This is a genomic window from Micromonospora sp. NPDC000442 (assembly GCF_042898635.1).
Classification (GTDB): domain Bacteria; phylum Actinomycetota; class Actinomycetes; order Mycobacteriales; family Micromonosporaceae; genus Micromonospora.
This window is the reverse complement of record NZ_JBIAYZ010000008.1, coordinates 33819-47253: the sequence shown is the minus strand read 5'-3', so window position 1 is coordinate 47253 and position 13435 is coordinate 33819. Positions and strand designations below refer to the sequence as shown.

The window sequence follows — 13435 nt, the reverse complement described above, 5'->3', positions numbered from 1 at the left end:
CCGGTGCGACGCCGGCGAGGTCGATAATTCGGAGGTGTCGCGGTGGTGCACGTCGCTAACGTGCCACTCGTGGCCAGCGCGAACCTACACAGCGAACGTCTTGAGCTCCGTCCCGTGCGTGACGAGGACATCGACCGCATCCTGGAATACCGCAACCGGCCGGAGGTCACCCGCTGGCTGCTGCGCACCGAGGTCGACCCTGCCTCCTTCCGGGCGGCGTGGCAGCGCGCGGCAAAGGACCCCGACGACCACAGCAGGGCGGTGGTCCGCGACGGCGTGGTGATCGGGACCGTTTCGCTCGACGTGGTCGACGGCATGGGGCAACCCGGTATGCCGACGCGGACCGAGGCCGAGCTCGGCTACATCTTCGACCCGGCGTACGGCGGCCAGGGTTACGCGACCGAGGCGGTCAGCGCGATGGTGGCGTACGCGTTCGACCGGCTGGGCGTGCGACGGATCACCGCTGGCTGCTTCGCGGACAACCTGGCCTCCGTGCGGATCCTCGAGAAGATCGGCATGCGTCGCGAGCAGCACGGTGTCGGCGACTCCTGGCACGCCGAGCTGGGCTGGGTGGACGGCTACACGTACGCCCTGCTCGCCGAGACGTGGCACCAGGGGACGAGATCCGGCGGGGCGGGCGTACCTCGACCAGTGCGCAGTCGGTGACCCGGCCGGGCCGACCTGCCGACGCTCGGCCCGGCCGGCTGGTCACCGCGTGAAACGGCTGGCGGCCTCGCCCGCCAGATGGCCTGGTGGGAGGCGGCGCCCGCAGATCACGAGCAGGAGATCCTGGGCCAGCCCGCGCACCGGCGTCCCGCTGCCGTAAGACCAGTCGAGGTCGGTTGCCCGCAGCGTCACCCCGGTGAGGTCCGTGCCGAAGAACGCGACGTTCCTGGGCGCCAGCCCGGCGAGGACCATGGCCATGCGGTCGGGCGGAATCCGCCGGCCCAACCCGAGGCCGACGGTGATGTCGAGCCCGTGGATGACGTCGTGGGACAGGGCTCCGAGCGCACCGCCACCCGGCGGTTTCCAGGGATGCGCGACGTTGTCACGGAGCGCCGCCAGGAGTTGCGCGCTGGTCATGCGAGCCGCGTCGCGCCGTGCGCACCGGTCGGCCATCCGGTTGAATCGGCCGCCTGCCTTGGCCAACTCCACGAGCGTCCGGCCGAGCGAGGTCCGGAACGGCATCGTGGTGTGGGCAACGACCTCGCGGACCCGCCAGCCGGCGCACAGGGTCGGGGTGTCCCACTGGTCCGGTCGCAGGGTGGCGAGCAGGTCCGCCTGCTCGCTCCGCTCCGCGGTCACCGCCGCCCGGATGTCTTCTTCAGTCACTGTCAGCCCTTCATCGTCGCTGTCGGTCTTCACCAGGGACGTGCTGCATGACATACGGAGGAGACGCGGCGAATTCATCGGTCCGTCGTTGTCTTCCCCGATGCGTAGGGTCGGGGGATGTTCGAGACGTCGACCGACGAGGGTGCCGAGCTGGAGCGGTTCCGGGCGGAGCTCACCGGCTACTGCTACCGGATGCTCGGCTCCGGTTTCGAGGCCGAGGACGCGGTGCAGGAGACGCTGGTGCGGGCGTGGCGGTCCTACGGCCGTTACGATCAGCGAAGAGCATCGCTGCGCACCTGGCTGTACCGCATCGCGACGAACGTCTGCCTGGACATGCTCCGCAGCGCGCAGCGCCGGGTTCTGGCCATGGACCTGGGCCCGGCTGCCCACGCCGGCACCGTCCTCGGCCCGCCGGTGGCGGATCGGCGGTGGATTCATCCGATTCCGGATGGCCGTGCCCTACCGGCGGCCGACAGCCCGGAGGAACTGGCCGTTCAACGCGAGACCATCCGGCTGGCGTTCGTCGCCGTGCTCCAACACCTGCCGCCCCGGCAACGCGCCGTCCTGATCCTGCGGGACGTGTTGTGCTGGCCGGCAGGGGAGGTGGCGCAGCTACTTGAGACCACGGTGGCCGCGGTGAACAGTTCGCTGCAACGGGCGCGGGCGACGCTGCGGGCGAACAACCCCGCGCCCAGCGATCCGTGGCGACCGGCCGACCCGGCCCACCGGGACCTGCTCGACCGCTACTGCACCGCGTTCGAACGCCATGACATTCACACGCTGGTGTCGCTGCTGCACCAGGACGCCACCATGTCGATGCCGCCCTTCGCGTGGTGGCTCCGTGGCCGGGACGAGATCCGCCTGGCGTTGCTGGACCCGCAGGCGTCCTGCGCGGGGGCCCGGCTGTGGCCGGTGCAGGCGAACGGATCACCGGCGTTCTGGCAGACGCGCCCCGACCCGGCCGGAGACCACCGGCCGTTCGCCCTCGTACTGCTCGATGTCGTCGACGACCTGGTCACCAACATCGTCACGTACCTCGACGCCGACCGGCTGGTGCCGCTGTTCGGGCTCCCGCAGCCCGGGCAACCGGCTGGGTGGTGACGCCGAGGACCCTCGATCGGCGGACGGCCGGACTATCGTGATCGCATGAGTACCCGCCATGTGCCGGCGCAGATCGGTGACCTGCCGCCGATCGGCCGACCGGCAAACAGCGCCCTACTCGAAGCCGGCATCACGACCCTCGATCAGGTGGCCGACCACAGCCGCCGCGATCTGCTCGCCCTGCACGGCGTCGGGCCGAAGGCGATCGGCATCCTGGCGGCGGCACTGACCGAACGTGATCTCACCTTCGCCGACTGACGGTAGTGGCTCACCGCCGGCTGGATCTTCGCGCCGGCCCACGTCAGGTGGCGGGCAGGCGTACCTCGAACCGGCAGCCGCGGTCGGTGTTGCGTACGTTAACCCGGCCGCCGTGCGCTTCGACGAGGCCGCGCACGATGGCCAGGCCGAGTCCGCCGCCACCGCCTGAATCGGCCGCTCCGGGTGTGCGGGCGCGTTCACCGCGGAACGCGACGTCGAAGACCCGGTCCAGGTCTTCGCCGGGGATGCCGCCGCAGGTGTCGGAGACGGCCAACCACACGTTGTCAATCTCGTGGCCGGCGGCGATGTGCACGCTGCCGTCCTCCGGGGTGTACCGGACGGAGTTGATCAGCAGGTTGCTGACGATCCGGGCGAGTTCGCGTTCGCCGGCCCGCACGCTGGGCCAGCCACTGTCCGCGGCCACCAGGTGGATCCGGCGGCGGGCGGCCAGTGGCGCGACGCCGGCGATCGCGTCGGACACCACGTCGCGTAACGGCACGGTGGTGGGCATGAGCCGCAGCGCGCCGGCGTTGATCCGAGACAGCTCGAACAGGTCGTCGACGAGCTGGGCCATCCGGTCGGTCTCCACCCGGATACGCCGGTGGTACTCGTCGACGATGGCCGGGTCGTGGATGATGCGGTCCTCCAGGGCCTCGGCCATGGCCCGCAACCCGGCCAGCGGGGTACGCAGGTCGTGTGACACCCACGCGACGAGTTCGCGGCGGCCGGCCTCCAGCCGCCGTTCGCGCTCCCGGGCTGCCCGGGCCCAGACCGCGGCAGCGGCCAGCCGGCTGCCGAAAACGGCGCCGACGGCGAGGCTGATCACCGCGGAAGCGCTGACCGTGACGAGAACGACCCACAGGTCGTGCGCGGACAGGAACATCGCCTGCGCGACCGTGGCGACGCCGGCGACCACGGCGAGGACGGTGACCGTGAGCAGCACCAGGATGTGCACGAGAATCGATCGGCCGCGCAGCAGCCGCAGCGCCGCGGCGCCGGCCAGACCGACGACACCTCCGGCGGCGAGGGCGTACAGCCCGATGAGCAGCGTGTCGGTCACTGGCCGGCTTCCTCATCGAGTGGGTCGTACCGGTATCCGACGCCCCAGACGGTGCGGATGCGTTGCGGGTCGGCCGGGTCGTTCTCGATCTTTTCGCGCAGCCGGCGGACGTGGACGGTGACCGTCGACTGGTCACCGAACTGCCATCCCCAGACCTTGTCCAGCAGGTCGCTGCGCGACCACGCCCGCCCCGGATGGCGCATGAAGAAGATCAGCAGATCGATCTCCCGGGCGGTCAGCGACAACGGTGCGCCACCCATGGTCGCGACGCGGCGGGCGGTGTCCACGGTCAGCGCCGCGTCGGTCAGCTTCGCCGAGACGCTGGGGTGGGCGGTCTGCGCGGCGGTGCGGCGCAGCACGGAGCGGATCCGCAGCACGAGTTCGCGAGGGGAGAAGGGCTTGGTGACATAGTCGTCGGCGCCGACCTCGAGCCCGAGGACCCGGTCGGCCTCCTCACCGAGCGCGGTGAGCATGACCACCGGCAGGTCGGGCAACTGCCGCCGGATCCGGCGGCAGACCTCAAGGCCGTCGATCCCGGGCATCATCAGGTCGAGCACCACGAGGTCGGGGCGCTGGGCGGCGATCGCGGCGAGGCCGTCGGCGCCGTCGGCGGCCAGCTGGACCTCGCAGCCGGCCTGCTCCAGGTAACGTCGGACGACGTCACTGACCGTCGGGTCGTCGTCGACCACTAACACCCGGTGTCCCATCCGCACCACGCTATCGACCGGGGATCACGGACGACCCTCGGCGGGTCTTTCGGATTCCTTACGGTCTGCTGCCGCCTTGCGCCGCCGGACCGGCACCACGCAGGCCAGCAGCGTCGTGCCGGCGACGACGAGCAGGACGGCGACCAGGTTGCGACCGTACGGCAACGGCAGCACCGAGGCGTTGTCGGCGGAGCGACCGAACCCCAGGGCGAGGGGCAGTCCCACCACGGTGACCGCTGCGGCGGTGATCGCGGCAGTGCGGACCGCCGGCCGGCAGCGTGGCGGAACGCGGGTCAGCGCGGCACCGACGGTCAGGACCGCCGCCATCCAGACCACGTCGTGGCCCACCAGCACCGCGGCCAGGAAGAGCAGCACCCCGCCCGGCGCCAGGTCGGCGTCGGTGAGAGCGCCGACGACGGCGTACGCCATGAGCAGGCAACCACCGACGACCAACCCGGTCCGGGTCCTCATCGTGTCCCCGGTACGGTGATCCGGCTGATCCACTTGGTTTGCAGCACGCCGGGCCGGTTGGGTGCGATCAGCCGCGCCGGATAGCCGTGGTCGAGGTGCAGGGGCTCGCCGCCCAACCGCAGCGCGACCAGGGTCAGCGGATCGCGCAGGTGTTCCGGCGGCACCGTGCAGGCCCGGTATCGGCCGCCCGTCTGGAGTGACTCGACCAGGGCCGACGAGCGTCGGGGATCGGCACCCACCAGCGCGACCAGGTCGCGTAACCGCACACCGGTCCACGTCGCGGTGGCACTCCAGCCCTCCACGCAGGCGATCGGCAGCTCCGCGGTGTACTGCGGAAGCCCGTTGAGGGCGGCGAGGTCCAGGCTGACGCGGCGGCCCGGTCCGACGACCCACAGCCGGTACGCCGGATCCAGGGCTGCGGCGCGCACTGCGGCACCGTCCGCGGTCCGGTTCACCGGAAGGCCCTGTGGTCCCGTACCGGGGTGGCGTGGGGCGAGCACCGCGAGACCGCTCAACGGTCGGATCGTCTGCCCGACCGTGGTCAGGGTGATCAGCCCGGATGCGGCGGCGACGCCGCCGAGCAGGGCACGCCGGTTCAGCCCGTCCTGCCGTGGCTCGTCGGTGGGGCGGGCGAGCGCGGCGCGGACCGCCGGTAGCTGTACGCCGATGTGCACCAGGAGCCCGCCGACCGCCAGCCAGGCCACCCAGTAGTGCCCGGCGGTGAAGAAGAACGGCATCGCCGGGTACCAGCGGGAGACGTTGAGCACGCCGCTGACCAGCAGGAACAGTGCTGCGGCGACAAGCACGCCGGTGCCTGCACGTTCGGCCGCGTGGGCGATCGAGCGGACCGGCGGCCAACTGAACAGGCGCGGGTACACCGACCACAGCTTGGCGCCGAGCAGCGGAATCGAGGCGAGCCCGGTCGCCACGTGCAGGCCCTGCGTGAACCGGTAGAGCCCGACCGGGCGGGCCGGCCACCAGAACCAGCCCGGCGGGTGCTGGATCAGATGACTGAGCAGACCGGTGACGAAGCAGATGCCGAACATCACGCCGAGGGCGACGCCGAGCTGGCCGGTCAGCCGGGTCGACCGTAGCCGGGACCGGAACACCCCGGGGCGCAGCGGTCCGCGCCGCAGCGCCATCGGCGGCGCCGGCAACGGTGCCAGGCACCACCGGGCGAGGCGCCGCAGCATCGTCGCGCGGCCGGTCACCGGGGTGTCAGGGTGGCGAACCACCGACCCGCCTCCGTCCAGGTGTCGAGCACGCGCATCGCGGTGGCGTCGGCCAGCCCGGGAAGGCCGTCGAGGGGTACGCAGGCCCAGGGCAGCGCACGGTCGGCCCCGTCCGGGGTCTGCACCGTCGCGGTTCCGGACCAGGCCGGCGTGCCCGCCGGTGCCAGCTCCGCATGGAGGTGCCCGTCGGCGGCCAGCAGTTGACGGCAACGGCGAAGCAGCCGGTGCGGGTCACCGCCGATGCCGATGTTGCCGTCGGCCAGCAGCAGGTGCCGCCAGCGGCCGGCACCGGGCACCGGACCGAAGACGTCGCGTTGCAGGGCGGGCGCGCCACGACGGCGGGCCAGCCGAACCGCGCTGGCGCTGACGTCGATGCCGAGGGCCGGCCGGCCGGCGTCGATGAGGGCGCCGGTGAGCCGGCCGGGGCCGCAGCCGACGTCGAGGGTGTGGCCGGTGCAGCACCCGATCAGCGCATCGTCGCCGGCGATCACGTCACGGCACCAGGCGGCCGGGTCGAATCGGTGAACACCGCCGCTGGGGTGCCGGGCCGTGAACGCGGCCGGGATGCCGGCCGCGGCCCGGTCGATCGCGGTGTCGAAGACCGCGACGGCGTTCACCGGGCGACCGGTGCGGGATGCGGCACCTCGGCGGCGACGGCGCGGGCGAACCGGCTGCCCGGCGGGCACAACGTGGCCACGGCGTGGGCGTCGGCTGCGGTGTCCACGTCGGACAAACAGGGCAGCAGGCGTACCCGCAGGCCGCGACGACGCAACGCGGTCAAGGTACGCCGGCCGGTGGTCGCCGTGGAGGTTGCGATGGTGCGCAGCACGGTGGCGTGGCCGGGATCGCGCAGGCCCAACGTCCACCATCCGCCATCGGCGGCCGGGCCGAGCACCGCGTCCGGGCCGCCCGCCGTGGCGAGCAGTTCCCGGGCCGTGTCGAGGTGCCCGACCCGGAGCTGCGGGGTGTCCATGCCGATCAGCACGGCGGGTGTGCCGGGTGTCCGGGCATCCGCGAACGCGTTGGCGAGGCGGTCGCCGAGGGCCTCGCCGCGCTGGGGAAGCGTCGCCCAACCCGGCGGGGCAGGGTGGTCGCCGTCGAGGACGAGAACCCGGGAACCGGCCGTGGCGGTGGTGACGGTGTCGAGGGTGTCGGCCAGCGCGGCGGCGGCGACCCGGGCGGCCTGCTCGGGGGTGCAGGGTGGGCAGAGCCGCGTCTTGACCCGTCCGGGTGTCGGTGCCTTGGCCAGCACCAGAACCTGGGGGGCCGTCACCGGGCCAGCACCGCGCTCATGTCGCGTACGGCACGGGCGGTGCCGAGCAGGGTGCCGGTCACCTTCGAGCGGGTGCCGGCTGCCCTCGGGTGGTAGTCGACGTCGATCTCGACTACCCGCCAACCGGCCCGGCCCGCCTCGATCAGCAGCTCCAACGGGTAGCCGAACCGCCGGTCGCGCAGCCCCAGTGCCAGCAGGTCGTCGCGGCGTACCGCCCGCATCGGGCCGATGTCGTGAACGTTCAGACCGGTCGTGCGGCGCAGGCGGTGGGCGAGGACGGCGTTGGCGGCCCGGGCGTGCAGCGGCCACACTCCCCGTCCGACGGGGCGGCGTCGGCCGGTGGCCAACTGCGCCTGACCGGTGTGTACGCACGCGGCCAGTCGGGGCAGTTGCGCCGGGTCGAAGGAGCCGTCGGCGTCCATCACGCACACCACCCCGTCGACGGGGTCGGCCGCCACGACACCGGCGTGCACGGCGGCACCGTAGCCGGGGTCGGCCACGCTGATCACCTCCGCGCCGTGGGCGCGAGCCACCTCGGCCGAGTCGTCGGTCGAGCCGTTGTCCACCACGATCGGCCGGTAGCCGGCCGGTATCCGGGCCAGCAGGCCGGGCAGTGCCGGTGCCTCGTTACGGCAGGGAAGAACCACATCGGTCATGTCGCGGACGCTAATCAGGATCGAGCGGGCCAGGTATTACCAGCCGATGATGAAGTCTTACGAGACGCTGACGGCTGCCCGTCACGGCCGCCTCCGGCGCCCAGCTGGTTCTAGCGTCGTCGCCGTGACCCACGTACTCGTCACCGGCGGAGCCGGTTTCATCGGGACCCATGTCGTCACCGCGCTGCACCGTGCCGGTCATCAGGTGTCCGTCATGGACGCCGGCCATCCGGGAGCGCACCGCGCGCCGCTGCCGGACGCCGTGGCCGGCGCCCCGCTGCGCCGGGTCGACCTGCGCGACCAGGCCGCCGTCGCCGCCGCCCTGCCCGGCGTCGACGTGGTCGTGCACCAGGCGGCCATGGTCGGGCTCGGCGTGGACCTGGACGACCTGCCCGAGTACGTCGGCTGCAACGATCTCGGCACCGCCGTACTGCTCGCCGAGATGGCCCGTGCGGGCATTCAACGGTTCGTGCTGGCCAGCTCGATGGTCGTCTACGGCGAGGGTGCCTACACCTGCGCCCGGCACGGTGCGGTACGCCCAGCCCCACGCGCTGCCACCGACCTGGCGGCCCGGCGATTCGAGCCCGCCTGCTCCGCCTGCGGCGCGACCCTGGAGCCGGGACTCATCGACGAGGAGGCACCACTGGACCCGCGCAGCGGGTACGCCGCCACCAAGGTCGCCCAGGAACACCTCACGGCGGCCTGGTGCCGGCAGACCGGTGGCACCGCGGTGGCGTTGCGGTACCACAACGTGTACGGCCCCGGCATGCCGCGCGACACGCCGTACAGCGGCGTCGCCGCGATCTTCCGGTCCGCGCTGGCCGCGGGACGGGCCCCGCGCGTGTTCGAGGACGGCCGCCAGCGACGCGACTTCGTCCACGTCGACGACGTGGCGGCGGCCAACCTCGCGGCGGTGACAGCCACCGGTAGCCGCACCGGCTGGCGGGCCTACAACGTCGCCTCCGGCCACCCGGCCAGCATCGGGGAGATGGCCGCCGAACTCGCCCGGGCCGCCGGCGGGCCCACGCCGGTGGTGACCGGCGAGTTCCGGCTCGGCGACGTGCGCCACGTGGTCGCCTCACCGGCCCGTGCCCAGGCCGAACTCGGATTCCGCGCGGCGGTCCGCCTCGCCGACGGAGTCCGGCAGTTCGCCCACGCACCACTGCGCGGATGAGTACGGCGCTGCGCGCCCGACTGCGGCGTACCACCGCCCGGGCCGACCTGATCGCCGTCCTGGTCGCCGTCGGGCTGTTCGCCGCCGCCGCCGGTATCGGCGGCCTGCTCCACCTGCTGGGACGTCCGGTGCACGCCAGTGCGGCGCCGCTGTACGCGCACTGGCAGCCGCACGTCGGCCCCGGCACCCCGCTGGCGTTGGCGGTGGCCGTGCTGGTCTGCTGGCGCGGACCCGCGCTGGTGGCCCGGCTGCCCTGGCGGCGGCTGCTCGTCCTGTCCTACGCCACCGCGGTGGCCTGGACGCTGTCGCTGGCACTGGTCGACGGCTGGCAGCGCGGCATCGCCGGCCGGCTGACCACCGACCACGAGTACCTGCACGAGGTTCCCGGCGTCACCGACATCCCCGCCATGCTGGGCGTCTTCACCACCCGGATCCTCGATTTCCAACCGGATTCCTGGACCACCCACGTGTCCGGCCACCCGCCCGCAGCGCTGCTGGTGTTCGTCTGGCTGGACCGGGTCGGGTTGAGCGGTGGCGGCTGGGCGGGGGCGCTGTGCGTCCTGACGGCAGCGCTCACCGCCGTCGCCGTGCCGCACACCGTGCGGCTGCTCGGCACCGCCGACGCGGCGCGGGCCGTGCTGCCGTTCGCGGCGTTGTTCCCGGGGGCGGTCTGGTCCGGAGTCTCCGCCGACGGTCTGTTCGCCGGGGTGACCGCCACCGGCGTCGCGTTGCTGGCGTACGGCGTCACCCGAGGGAGTGCCGTCGGCGCGCTCGTCGGTGGCGCGCTGCTGGGTTTCGGCTGTTACCTCTCCTACGGACTGGTGCTGATGGTCCCGATCGCGGTGGCGGTCGTGCTCCTGGGGCGCCGGCACCGGTCCACCGCGTGGTGGGCGCTCGCCGGCGTGGCACTGGTCGCGGGCGCGTTCACGGTCGCCGGCTTCGACTGGCTGACCGGCTATCACCTGGTCATCGAGCGCTACTACCAGGGCATCGCCAGCCGGCGAGCGTACGGCTACTGGGTCTGGGCCAATCTCGCGATCCTGGTCGTCGCCGCCGGCCCGGCGGCCGCCGTCATCCTCCGCCGTGCAGCAGTCGCCGGATGGCAGGCGGCCTCGTCGCTGCGGCCGGTGGATGGTCTGCTGCGTCCGCAGCACGACACCCTCGGGTACGCCTGCTGGTTGCTGCCCGTCGCGGCGGCGGCGGCGATCGTCGCCGCGGACCTGTCCGGCTACAGCAAGGCCGAGGTCGAACGCATCTGGCTGCCCTTCACCGGGTGGCTGATGGCCGGTGCCGCTCTGATCCCTGCCACCGGCCGCCGCACCTGGCTCGCGGCGCAGGCAGCGGTGGCCCTCGCGATCAACCATCTGCTCCTGACGTCGTGGTAGGCCCGGCGGCGGTCGCCGGCGCCAGGTGGCGGAAGTTCTTACCAAACAGTGACATACCTGCTGGATATTGACCCTTCCCCACACAAGGGAGCGTATCCCGCGGTGTCGGTGGCACCACCGCAGCCGACGTGTCAGTGACGTTGAGGAGAACCCATGAGAAGAGGAAACGGCCGCTACCGGCCGACCCCGACCAGAGCGGTCCGGATCGCCATGGCGGCGGCGGTGCTCGCCGCCACCGGCGCGCTCACCGTCACCTTCGTCTCCGGCGGCGGCAACGGCACCGCGGACGCGGCGACAAACCTCGCGCAGTTCGCGCCGATCGAGAACGTACGGCCCAACGTGCCGAACCCGAAGCCGGCCTTCGGCGCCGCCACCGGCCGGTTCACCGTTGACTGCGGTACCAACGGGAACGGCAAGTTCAGCCCGGACAACCCGGTCGCACAGCCCGGTGTCAAGAACGGTGCCGAACATGTGCACGACTTCGTCGGCAACCTGGCCATCACCGCGGACTCGTCCGACGCCGACCTTGCCGCATCCGGCACCACCTGCAAGAACGGCGACAGGTCGTCGTACTTCTGGCCCGTCGTACGCATCGACCGAACGGTCCGCAGCGGCGACCGGGTCGCGCAAGCCCTCGCCCGGACCCAACCGATGATCGTCTGTCCCTCCGTGCGGGACCGGCTGCCCGCCGTCCCCCTCCGGGTCCGCGACACCGTCGACCGGCGCCTCGCGGAACTGGATCGTCTGCACGCACAGGCCGGCCGGCGGATGGCCGCCAGCCGAGGTCGCGTCGACGCCGCCCTCAACACGCAGGTCCTCGACGCGCTGCGGACCCGCCGCGCAGTGCTGATCCGAAGCATCAGCAGCGCTCTGCGCTCCGCCGGCGCGGCCCGACCGCCCGGCCTGGTGTCACTTGTCGACTGCGATGTGAGCTACGACGGCATGCACGCCTCGATGCACGGCCCCAGCCACGCCGCCAGCGCCACGGCGGGCCCTGTCGCGAACCCACGGCTGCGCTGCCCCACTGTGCGGGGCAGGCTGCCCGGAGTGCCGGCCCCGGCGGTCGCCGAGGTCAACCGCAACCTCGACGAGCTCGACCGGCAGATCTCCGAGGCCACCGAACGGATCGCCACCAGCCGAGGTCAGGGCGGCCCCAACTTCGTGGACAACGCGATCGTCGGCCCGCTGAAGGCCAAGCGGATCGCCGTGCTCGACCGGATCGGCATCACCATCGGACGCCACACCACCCGGCCCCAGGGCCTGGAGGCGCTCGCCGCCTGCACCCTCGACCAGGCGACCGGCAACCCGCAACCCACCACACCGGGCAACGCACCCAGCCCGACCGCGTCCGCGCTGCCGGAACCCCAGGGGCCCGATTTCGAACTGCCCGGCAACACCGGCGGCATCGTCCGTCCCGCCCAGGTGCTCATCGAGTACCGGGGCAACCCGGTCAGCAAGGTCGTGCCGATGCCCAGGTTCCTGCGCGCGCTCACCGGCGACGCCAAGCCCACCAGCCGCGGCCCGGCCAACGCCCGCCCCTCGTGGACGTGCTCCGGCTTCGCCGACCGGCTCGCCGACAAGTACCCGATCTGCCCGGTCGGCAGCCAGGTGCAGCGCGTGCACGACTTCCCGGGCTGCTGGGACGGCCGGAACATCGACAGCGAAAACCACCGCAGCCATGTCGCCTTCGCCGACCCGGCCACCGGCGCCTGCCCGCAGGGCTTCCGGGCGATCCCGCAGCTACGGATCACCATCTCCTACGACATCCCCCGGGACGTGCAGGAGAAGGGTCAGTACGCGTTGGACTCCTTCCCCGAGGAGAACCACAACCCCTTCTCCGACCACGACGACTTCATAAACGTCAACTCCACACGCACGATGAAGCACATCGTCACCTGCATCAACAAGGGCAGGAACTGCTCGTGAATCCCCGGACCGCGGCCCCGACCGCCGAGCTTGCCGTCATCGGCGGCTCGGGCCTCTACGCGCTGCTCGACGGCGCCACCGAACATGTCGTCCAGACGCCGTACGGCGCACCTTCCGACGCGGTGACGATCGCCGACGTCGGCGGCCGTACGGTGGCGTTCCTCCCTCGGCACGGCCGCGACCACCGGCATCCTCCGCACCGGATTCCCTACCGGGCCAACCTGTGGGCGTTGCGGTCGCTCGGGGTACGCCAGGTGCTCGCGCCGTGCGCCGTGGGTGGCCTGCGGCCGGAACTCGGGGCCGGCACGTTCGTGGTACCCGATCAGCTCATCGACCGGACCAGCGGCCGGGTGCAGACGTACTACGAGCAGGGTGCGGTGCACCTCTCCTTCGCCGACCCGTACTGCCCGGTCGGGCGGCGTACCCTGCTGACGGCTGCCACCGGCCGGTTGGTGCCCGCGCACGACGGCGGGACCATGGTGGTGGTGGAGGGGCCGCGCTTCTCCACCCGCGCCGAATCCCGGTGGTACACGGCGATCGGCGGCGCGGTCATCAACATGACCGGCCACCCGGAGGCGATTCTCGCCCGGGAGTTGGCCCTCTGCTACAGCTCCATCGCCCTGGTGACCGATCTGGACGCCGGCGTGGAGAGCGGTCACGGGGTGACTCAGCAGGAGGTGTTCCGGGTCTTCGGCGAGAACACCGAGCGGCTGCGCGGGCTGCTGCTCGACGCGGTCGCCGCGCTCCCGGTCGAGCGGGACTGTCCCTGTCCGCACAGCCTGGACGGCATTACCCTCCCGTTCGAGCTGCCCTGACAGTGGCCCGGCGCCGGGAAACCCTCGTCCGCCCGGCTCAGCCGG

General features: G+C 72.5%; 15 protein-coding genes. 7 read left to right on the top strand and 8 right to left on the bottom strand.

The window, feature by feature from the left end:
• Positions 1-69: 69 nt before the first annotated feature.
• Positions 70-666, top strand: a complete 597-nt coding sequence (locus ACFY2A_RS14905) for a GNAT family N-acetyltransferase (RefSeq protein ID WP_387171887.1) — start codon at positions 70-72, stop codon at positions 664-666.
• Between the two features lie 42 nt (positions 667-708).
• On the opposite strand, the gene ACFY2A_RS14900 is transcribed toward ACFY2A_RS14905, so the two are convergent.
• Positions 709-1332 carry a maleylpyruvate isomerase family mycothiol-dependent enzyme gene (locus ACFY2A_RS14900; RefSeq protein WP_387171885.1) on the bottom strand — a complete coding sequence of 208 codons (624 nt, stop codon included), beginning with the start codon at positions 1330-1332 and terminating at the stop codon, positions 709-711.
• Between the two features lie 117 nt (positions 1333-1449).
• Between ACFY2A_RS14900 and ACFY2A_RS14895 the strand changes: the two genes are divergently transcribed.
• A complete protein-coding gene (locus ACFY2A_RS14895) occupies positions 1450-2433 on the top strand; it encodes a sigma-70 family RNA polymerase sigma factor (RefSeq protein WP_387171883.1) in 984 nt (327 codons plus the stop codon).
• A 45-nt stretch (positions 2434-2478) separates the two neighbouring features.
• Positions 2479-2691: a DNA-binding protein gene (locus ACFY2A_RS14890; protein ID WP_387171881.1), complete on the top strand. Its 213-nt coding sequence runs from the start codon at positions 2479-2481 to the stop codon at positions 2689-2691.
• A 43-nt stretch (positions 2692-2734) separates the two neighbouring features.
• On the opposite strand, the gene ACFY2A_RS14885 is transcribed toward ACFY2A_RS14890, so the two are convergent.
• The 7 genes from ACFY2A_RS14885 to ACFY2A_RS14855 are packed head-to-tail and all read right to left on the bottom strand — an operon-like array spanning position 2735 to position 8090.
• Positions 2735-3751 carry a sensor histidine kinase gene (locus ACFY2A_RS14885; RefSeq protein WP_387171879.1) on the bottom strand — a complete coding sequence of 339 codons (1017 nt, stop codon included), beginning with the start codon at positions 3749-3751 and terminating at the stop codon, positions 2735-2737.
• A complete protein-coding gene (locus ACFY2A_RS14880) occupies positions 3748-4458 on the bottom strand; it encodes a response regulator transcription factor (RefSeq protein WP_387171877.1) in 711 nt (236 codons plus the stop codon). Before ACFY2A_RS14880 ends, ACFY2A_RS14885 begins: the two co-directional genes overlap by 4 nt.
• Before the next feature lie 24 nt (positions 4459-4482).
• Complete coding sequence (locus tag ACFY2A_RS14875) at positions 4483-4929, bottom strand: hypothetical protein (protein WP_387171875.1); 447 nt, start codon at positions 4927-4929, stop codon at positions 4483-4485.
• Positions 4926-6164: a molybdopterin-dependent oxidoreductase gene (locus ACFY2A_RS14870; protein ID WP_387171872.1), complete on the bottom strand. Its 1239-nt coding sequence runs from the start codon at positions 6162-6164 to the stop codon at positions 4926-4928. Before ACFY2A_RS14870 ends, ACFY2A_RS14875 begins: the two co-directional genes overlap by 4 nt.
• Positions 6137-6778 carry a class I SAM-dependent methyltransferase gene (locus ACFY2A_RS14865; protein ID WP_363924235.1) on the bottom strand — a complete coding sequence of 214 codons (642 nt, stop codon included), beginning with the start codon at positions 6776-6778 and terminating at the stop codon, positions 6137-6139. Before ACFY2A_RS14865 ends, ACFY2A_RS14870 begins: the two co-directional genes overlap by 28 nt.
• On the bottom strand, positions 6775-7434 hold the full coding sequence (locus ACFY2A_RS14860; RefSeq protein ID WP_387171870.1) for a TIGR04282 family arsenosugar biosynthesis glycosyltransferase: 660 nt from the start codon (positions 7432-7434) through the stop codon (positions 6775-6777). Before ACFY2A_RS14860 ends, ACFY2A_RS14865 begins: the two co-directional genes overlap by 4 nt.
• Positions 7431-8090, bottom strand: coding sequence for a glycosyltransferase family 2 protein (locus tag ACFY2A_RS14855; RefSeq protein ID WP_387171868.1), 660 nt, complete (start codon positions 8088-8090; stop codon positions 7431-7433). The genes ACFY2A_RS14860 and ACFY2A_RS14855 overlap by 4 nt, the downstream gene beginning before the upstream one ends.
• A 124-nt stretch (positions 8091-8214) precedes the next feature.
• Between ACFY2A_RS14855 and ACFY2A_RS14850 the strand changes: the two genes are divergently transcribed.
• The 4 genes from ACFY2A_RS14850 (at position 8215) to ACFY2A_RS14835 (ending at position 13390) form a co-directional block, all read left to right on the top strand.
• Positions 8215-9264 (top strand): NAD-dependent epimerase/dehydratase family protein, encoded by a 1050-nt coding sequence (locus ACFY2A_RS14850; protein ID WP_387171866.1) that lies wholly within the window; start codon positions 8215-8217, stop codon positions 9262-9264.
• Complete coding sequence (locus ACFY2A_RS14845; RefSeq protein ID WP_387171864.1) at positions 9261-10649, top strand: hypothetical protein; 1389 nt, start codon at positions 9261-9263, stop codon at positions 10647-10649. Before ACFY2A_RS14850 ends, ACFY2A_RS14845 begins: the two co-directional genes overlap by 4 nt.
• A 153-nt stretch (positions 10650-10802) precedes the next feature.
• Positions 10803-12575, top strand: a complete 1773-nt coding sequence (locus ACFY2A_RS14840) for a DUF1996 domain-containing protein (protein ID WP_387171862.1) — start codon at positions 10803-10805, stop codon at positions 12573-12575.
• On the top strand, positions 12572-13390 hold the full coding sequence (locus ACFY2A_RS14835; protein WP_387171860.1) for an S-methyl-5'-thioadenosine phosphorylase: 819 nt from the start codon (positions 12572-12574) through the stop codon (positions 13388-13390). The genes ACFY2A_RS14840 and ACFY2A_RS14835 overlap by 4 nt, the downstream gene beginning before the upstream one ends.
• Positions 13391-13435: the final 45 nt, after the last annotated feature.